A 6,136-nucleotide genomic window follows, 5' to 3' on the forward strand; every position below is an offset into this window, starting at 1 on the left:
TGCGCCGCGCGGTCGAGCTCGGGGTCAACCACGTCGACACGGCGTCGTTCTACGGCCCGGGCGAGGTGAACCGGCGGATCCGGGCGGCGCTGTTCCCCTACGCCGACGACCTCGTCATCGTCAGCAAGGTCGGCGCGCGCTTCACCGGCGAACAGCCCATGCCGCTGGCGGCGGCGCAAAAGCCCGCCGAGCTGCGCGCCGCGGTGGAGGACGACCTGCGTCAGCTCGGCCTGGACTGCGTCCCGGTGGTCAACCTGCGGCGCATGGACCTCGGCCCCGGCGTGGCCGCCGAGGGCGATCAGCAGGTGGACGTCGACGACCAGCTCGCCGAGATGATCGCGCTGCGCGACGAGGGCAAGATCGGCGCGATCGGCATCAGCGCCGTGCCGGTGGACGTGGTGCGGCGCGCGCTGCCGGCGGGCATCGTCTGCGTACAGAACGCTTACAGCGCGCTGGACCGCTCGCAGGAGGACACGTTGCAGCTCTGCGCCGCAGCGGGTGTCGCGTGGGTGCCCTACTTCCCGCTGGGATCGTCGTTTCCCGGTTTCCCGAAGGTCGCCGACCATCCGGTGGTGGCCGAGATCGCCGGCCGGCTCGGGGTCACCGGCGCCCAGGTCGGCTTGGCGTGGCTGCTGGCGCACGCGCCGAACACGTTGCTGATCCCGGGCACGCGATCCGTCGGGCACCTCGAGGAAAACCTCGGCGCCGGCGACGTCACCCTGGATGCCGAGGCGCTGGAAAGGCTGGACGCCATCGGCACAACCGAGCCCCAGCCCCATCGTGTGGAGTCCGTCCAGAGGTAACGTCGCTGAGTATGGGAAGCGGCAAATCGATCAAACCGCCGTGGTGGCTGAAGCCGGCCAACAAGGTCTTCATCCAGATGTCGCGGCTGGGTATGAGTTTCGGCGGCGAGAGCCCCGTCGTGCTGACGGTGAAGGGCCGCAAGTCCGGAGCGCCGCGCTCGACCCCGGTGACCCCGATGACGGTCGACGGCCGGCAGTACGTCGTCGCCGGGTTCCCGGGCGCCGACTGGGTCGCCAACGTGCGGGCCGCCGGTGAGGCGACGATCGCGCGCGGCCGGCACGTGCAGAAGGTGCGGGTGGCCGAGCTGCCGGCCGAGGACGCGCGTCCGATCCTGCGGCTCTTTCCGACCGAGGTGCCGACGGGCGTCGGCTTCATGAAGCGGGCGGGGCTGGTCACCGAGGGCCGCCCCGAGGAGTTCGAGGCCCTGGCCGGCCGCTGCGCGGTGTTTCGCTTCGAGCCGATTGAAACGCCATGAGCGACAATCCCTTTGACGCGACGGCCTGGCGGCCCGTGGACGGGTTCGACGGGCTGATCGACATCACCTATCACCGCCACGTCACCGACGCGACGGTCCGGGTGGCGTTCGACCGGCCCGAGGTGCGCAACGCGTTCCGTCCGCACACCGTCGACGAGCTCTACCGCGTGCTCGACCACGCCCGGATGTCCCCCGACGTCGGGGTGGTCCTGCTGACCGGTAACGGCCCGTCGCCCAAGGACGGCGGCTGGGCGTTCTGCTCCGGCGGCGACCAGCGCATCCGCGGGCGCAGCGGTTACCAGTACGCAAGCGGCGACACGGCGGACACCGTGGACACCGCCCGCGCCGGGCGGCTGCACATCCTCGAGGTGCAGCGGCTGATCCGGTTCATGCCCAAGGTGGTCATCTGCCTGGTCAACGGGTGGGCGGCCGGCGGCGGGCACAGCCTGCACGTGGTGTGCGACCTCACCCTGGCCAGCCGCGAGCACGCCCGGTTCAAGCAGACCGACGCCGACGTCGGCAGCTTCGACGGCGGCTACGGCAGCGCGTATCTGGCGCGCCAGGTGGGCCAGAAGTTCGCCCGCGAGATCTTCTTCCTCGGCCGCGCGTACACCGCCGAGCAGATGCACCAGATGGGCGCGGTCAACGCCGTCATCGACCACGCCGACCTGGAGCGGGCGGGCATCGAGTGGGCGGCCGAGATCAACGCCAAATCGCCTCAGGCGCAACGGATGCTCAAGTTCGCCTTCAACCTGCTCGACGACGGGCTGGTGGGTCAGCAGCTGTTCGCGGGTGAGGCCACCCGGCTCGCGTACATGACCGACGAGGCAGTCGAGGGCCGCGACGCCTTCCTGGAGAAGCGGCCGCCCGACTGGAGCCGGTTCCCCCGCTACTTCTAGGAGGGTCACGATTTAGGAGGGTCACGCTGGCGTGACGCTCGACGGCCAACGCCACGCTGGCGTGACGCTCGGCCAATGCGCGCCCGCCCCTAGACTCCCCCCGTGAGCAAGAGTCCCCTTCGCCGTTTCACCGATCAGCTGGTGCTGGCCACCATGCGGCCGCCGATGGCCCCGCAGGTCTTGGTCAACCGGCCCGCCATCAAGCCGGTCGACCTCGACGGCAAGCGCATCCTGCTCACCGGGGCGTCGTCGGGCATCGGCGAGGCCGCGGCCGAACTGCTGGCCCGCGAGGGCGCGACGGTCGCCGTCGTCGCCCGGCGTGAGGACCTGCTCGACGCGCTCGCGGAACGGATCACCGCGGCGGGCGGCAGCGCGGTCGCGTTGCCGTGCGACGTTTCCGACATGGACGCCGTCGACGCGCTGATCGCCGACGTCGAAAAGCGCCTCGGCGGGGTCGACATCCTGATCAACAACGCCGGCCGTTCGATCCGGCGGCCGCTGGCCGAATCGCTGGAGCGCTGGCACGACGTCGAACGGACCATCACGCTCAACTACTACGCGCCGCTGCGGCTGATCCGCGGGCTGGCGCCCGGGATGCTCGAACGGGGCGACGGTCACGTCATCAACGTCTCCACCTGGGGAGTGCTGTCGGAGGCGTCGCCGCTGTTCGCGGTCTACAACGCGTCGAAGGCGGCGCTGTCGGCGGTGAGCCGCGTCGTGGAGACGGAGTGGGGCCCCAAGGGTGTGCATTCGACGACGCTGTACTACCCGCTGGTGGCCACGCCGATGATCGCGCCGACGAAGGCGTACGAGGGCATGCCGGCGCTCACGTCGGAGGAGGCCGCCGAATGGATGCTGACCGCGGCCCGCACCCGGCCGGTGCGGATCGCGCCGCGGATGGCGATCGCGGCCAAGGCCCTGGACACCTTCGGCCCCCGGCTGGTCAACACGCTCATGCAGCGGCAGCGGATCCAGCCGAATCGCGCGGAAGGCGACTGAGCCCACAGCGACGTGATAGACACGACGCTATGGAGATCCTGGCCAGCCGGATGCTGTTCCGGCCGGCGGACTATCAGCAGTCGTTGGCCTTCTACCGGGACCAGATCGGGCTCGCAATAGCCCGCGAGTACGGCGGCGGCACAGTGTTTTTCGCGGGCCAGTCGTTGCTGGAGCTCGCCGGCTACGGATCACCGGACCACTCCCGCGGCCCCTTCCCCGGCGCGCTGTGGCTGCAGGTGCGCGATATCGAGGCCACCCAGGCCGAGTTGCAGAGCCGGGGCGTGGCGATCGCCCGCGAGGCGCGCCAAGAGCCATGGGGCCTATACGAAATGCACGTGACCGACCCGGACGGAATCACGCTGATCTTCGTCCAGATCCCGCCGGACCACCCGTTACGGCGCGACACCCGGGGTGAACGAGCGGGAAAGTCCGGTTAACTGAGAGGTAACATCTGGCGACGAGTCTAGGTACATCCGCGATTCGGGTCTTGCTGCATTCGACAATGGAATCCCCCTACCACCAGAATCGGGCGCTGTGAACATCCAATTGTTCCTTCTGATCATTGTCGTAATCACGGCACTGGCTTTCGATTTCACGAACGGCTTCCACGACACCGGCAACGCGATGGCGACCTCGATCGCCAGCGGCGCGCTCAAGCCCAAGGCGGCCGTCGCGCTGTCCGCGGTGCTCAATCTCGTGGGCGCGTTCATGTCCACCGCCGTCGCCGCCACGATTGCCAAGGGCTTGATCGACGGGCACATCGTGACGCTCGAGCTGGTCTTCGCGGGCCTGGTCGGCGGCATCGTGTGGAACCTGCTGACCTGGCTCCTCGGCATCCCTTCGAGCTCGTCGCACGCCCTGATCGGCGGCATCGTCGGCGCCACCATCGCGGCCGTCGGCGCGCACGGGGTGATCTGGAAGGGCGTGGTCTCCAAGGCGATCATCCCCGCCGTCGTTTCCGCGATCCTGGCCATCGTGGTCGGGGCGGTGGCGACCTGGCTGGTGTACCGGATCACCCGCGGCATCCCCACCAAGCGCACCGAGGCCGGCTTCCGGTACGGCCAATGGGGGTCGGCGTCGCTGGTCTCGCTGGCGCACGGCACCAACGACGCCCAGAAGACGATGGGCATCATCTTCCTGGCGCTGATGTCCTACGGCTCGGTCAGCAAGAACGCCTCCATGCCGCCGCTGTGGGTCATCGTCGGTTGCGCGGTGTCGATGGCGTTGGGCACTTACCTGGGCGGCTGGCGGATCATCCGCACGCTGGGCAAGGGCCTGGTCGAGATCCAGTCGCCGCAGGGCATGGCGGCCGAGTCCTCCTCGGCCGCGGTGATTTTGCTGTCGGCCCACTTCGGCTACGCGCTGTCGACCACGCAGGTGTGCACCGGCTCGGTGCTGGGCAGCGGGCTCGGCAAGCCCGGCGGCGAGGTCCGCTGGGGAGTCGCCGGCCGCATGGGCGTCGCCTGGCTGGTGACGCTGCCGCTGGCCGGGTTGGTCGGTGCGGTCACCTACTGGATCGTGCACCTGATCGGCGGCTACCCCGGCGCCATCGTCGGCTTCGCGCTGCTGGTCGCGGTCTCCGCCACCATCTACATCCGGTCGCGCAAGGTCAAGGTCGACCACAACAACGTCAACGCCGAATGGAAGGGCGACCTGACCGCCGGGCTGGAGGACTCCGCCGAGCACCGGCCGCCATCGAGCGTTCCCCCGACGAACGGCAGCGGCACGACCGGCCGGTACGACTCCGACGACCCCACGATGAAGGCGAACGTTTGATGAGTCACTTCGGCGATTGGTTCAACTACCAGGCCTCCCTCAAGATCCTGCTCTTCTCGATGCTGGCCGGCGCCGCCTTGCCGGGGCTGTTCGCCCTGGGGCTGCGGTTCCACGCGGTGGGCGCCGGGCAGGCCGGCACCGAGGGCGGCTCGTCACAGAAGAATCCGGCACTGCTGGCGCTCGCCTGGCTGATCTATGCGGTGGTGATCGTGGCGATCGCCTTCGCCCTGGCGTACATCTCCCGGGACTTCATCGCCCACCACACCGGTGTCGCCTTCCTCGGAGCCAAGCCCAAGTAGCATCGAATGATGCCCACCGCGTCACCGAGCCGGACACCGGGGGGAGCTGTACCAGCGTGAACGGATTTCTCAATTCGATCGTCTCGTGGCTGCGCGCGGGATACCCGGAAGGCGTCCCGCCGACGGACACCTTCCCGGTGCTCGCGCTGCTGGCCCGCCGGCTGTCCAACGACGAGGTCAAGGCCGTCGCCTGCGAGCTGATCAGCCGGGGTGAGTTCGACGACGTCGACATCGGCGTGCTGATCACACAGATCACCGACAACCTGCCCTCGCCCGACGACGTCGAGCGGGTGCGGGTGCGGTTGGCGGCCCAGGGGTGGCCGTTCGACGACGCGGACGAGGTCGAGGACCCCGCATAGCCCTACTGCGCGCACTCACCGTCCCGCCGGGCTCGGCCGTCTCGTCGCTGTTACCCGCCCTGGAACGCGTGCTGGACGGGCGCGACCCCGCTCTGGTCGCGCTCGCGCCCGGCTCGGAGGAGCTGACGGCCGGGCTGCGGGTCGGTGAACCCATCGACGACGACGTCGCCCTGGTGGTGACGACGTCGGGGACCACGGGCGCCCCCAAGGGGGCGCTGCTCAGCGCGACCGCGTTGACGGCCAGCGCGACGGCCACCCATGACCGCCTCGGCGGCCCGGGCCGCTGGCTGCTGGCGCTGCCGCCGCATCACATCGCCGGGCTGCAGGTGCTGGTGCGCAGCGCGCTGGCCGGCTCGCCGCCCGTCGAGCTGGACGTCTCCGCAGGCTTCGATGTCGCCGAATTACCCAGCGCGATAGGACGATTGGGATCGGGCCGGCGATACACCTCGCTGGTGGCCACGCAGCTGGCCAAGGCGCTGACCGACCCGGCGGCCGCCGCCGCGCTCGCCGAACTGGACGCCGTCC

At 69.8% G+C, this 6,136-nt stretch carries 9 protein-coding genes; all 9 read left to right on the forward strand.

Annotation, left to right across the window (positions count from 1 at the left end; genetic code table 11):
- On the forward strand, positions 1-803 hold an 803-nt coding region (locus tag A9X03_RS22075), incomplete at its 5' end, for an aldo/keto reductase (RefSeq protein ID WP_068262989.1).
- Positions 804-814: 11 nt separating this feature from the next.
- The gene (locus tag A9X03_RS22080; protein ID WP_067749175.1) at positions 815-1,279 is read left to right on the forward strand and encodes a nitroreductase family deazaflavin-dependent oxidoreductase; all 465 of its coding nucleotides are present in this window, start codon (positions 815-817) and stop codon (positions 1,277-1,279) included.
- Positions 1,276-2,178 (forward strand): 1,4-dihydroxy-2-naphthoyl-CoA synthase, encoded by a 903-nt coding sequence (locus tag A9X03_RS22085; protein ID WP_067749172.1) that lies wholly within the window; start codon positions 1,276-1,278, stop codon positions 2,176-2,178. Before A9X03_RS22080 ends, A9X03_RS22085 begins: the two co-directional genes overlap by 4 nt.
- Before the next feature lie 102 nt (positions 2,179-2,280).
- Positions 2,281-3,177 carry an SDR family oxidoreductase gene (locus A9X03_RS22090; RefSeq protein WP_068262991.1) on the forward strand — a complete coding sequence of 299 codons (897 nt, stop codon included), beginning with the start codon at positions 2,281-2,283 and terminating at the stop codon, positions 3,175-3,177.
- A gap of 29 nt (positions 3,178-3,206) precedes the next feature.
- Positions 3,207-3,614 (forward strand): VOC family protein, encoded by a 408-nt coding sequence (locus A9X03_RS22095; protein WP_067749167.1) that lies wholly within the window; start codon positions 3,207-3,209, stop codon positions 3,612-3,614.
- Between the two features lie 97 nt (positions 3,615-3,711).
- On the forward strand, positions 3,712-4,953 hold the full coding sequence (locus tag A9X03_RS22100; RefSeq protein ID WP_068262997.1) for an inorganic phosphate transporter: 1,242 nt from the start codon (positions 3,712-3,714) through the stop codon (positions 4,951-4,953).
- Complete coding sequence (locus A9X03_RS22105; protein WP_067749160.1) at positions 4,953-5,252, forward strand: hypothetical protein; 300 nt, start codon at positions 4,953-4,955, stop codon at positions 5,250-5,252. The genes A9X03_RS22100 and A9X03_RS22105 overlap by 1 nt, the downstream gene beginning before the upstream one ends.
- Before the next feature lie 56 nt (positions 5,253-5,308).
- Entirely contained in the window at positions 5,309-5,611 is a 303-nt protein-coding gene (locus A9X03_RS22110) for a DUF3349 domain-containing protein (protein WP_067275226.1), read from the forward strand.
- Positions 5,612-5,679: 68 nt separating this feature from the next.
- Positions 5,680-6,136 (forward strand): AMP-binding protein (locus A9X03_RS22115; RefSeq protein ID WP_156746633.1); only part of this gene is annotated, 457 nt, incomplete at its 3' end.

Origin of the sequence: Mycobacterium sp. E1715 (assembly GCF_001667625.1) — a bacterium.
Lineage (GTDB): Bacteria > Actinomycetota > Actinomycetes > Mycobacteriales > Mycobacteriaceae > Mycobacterium.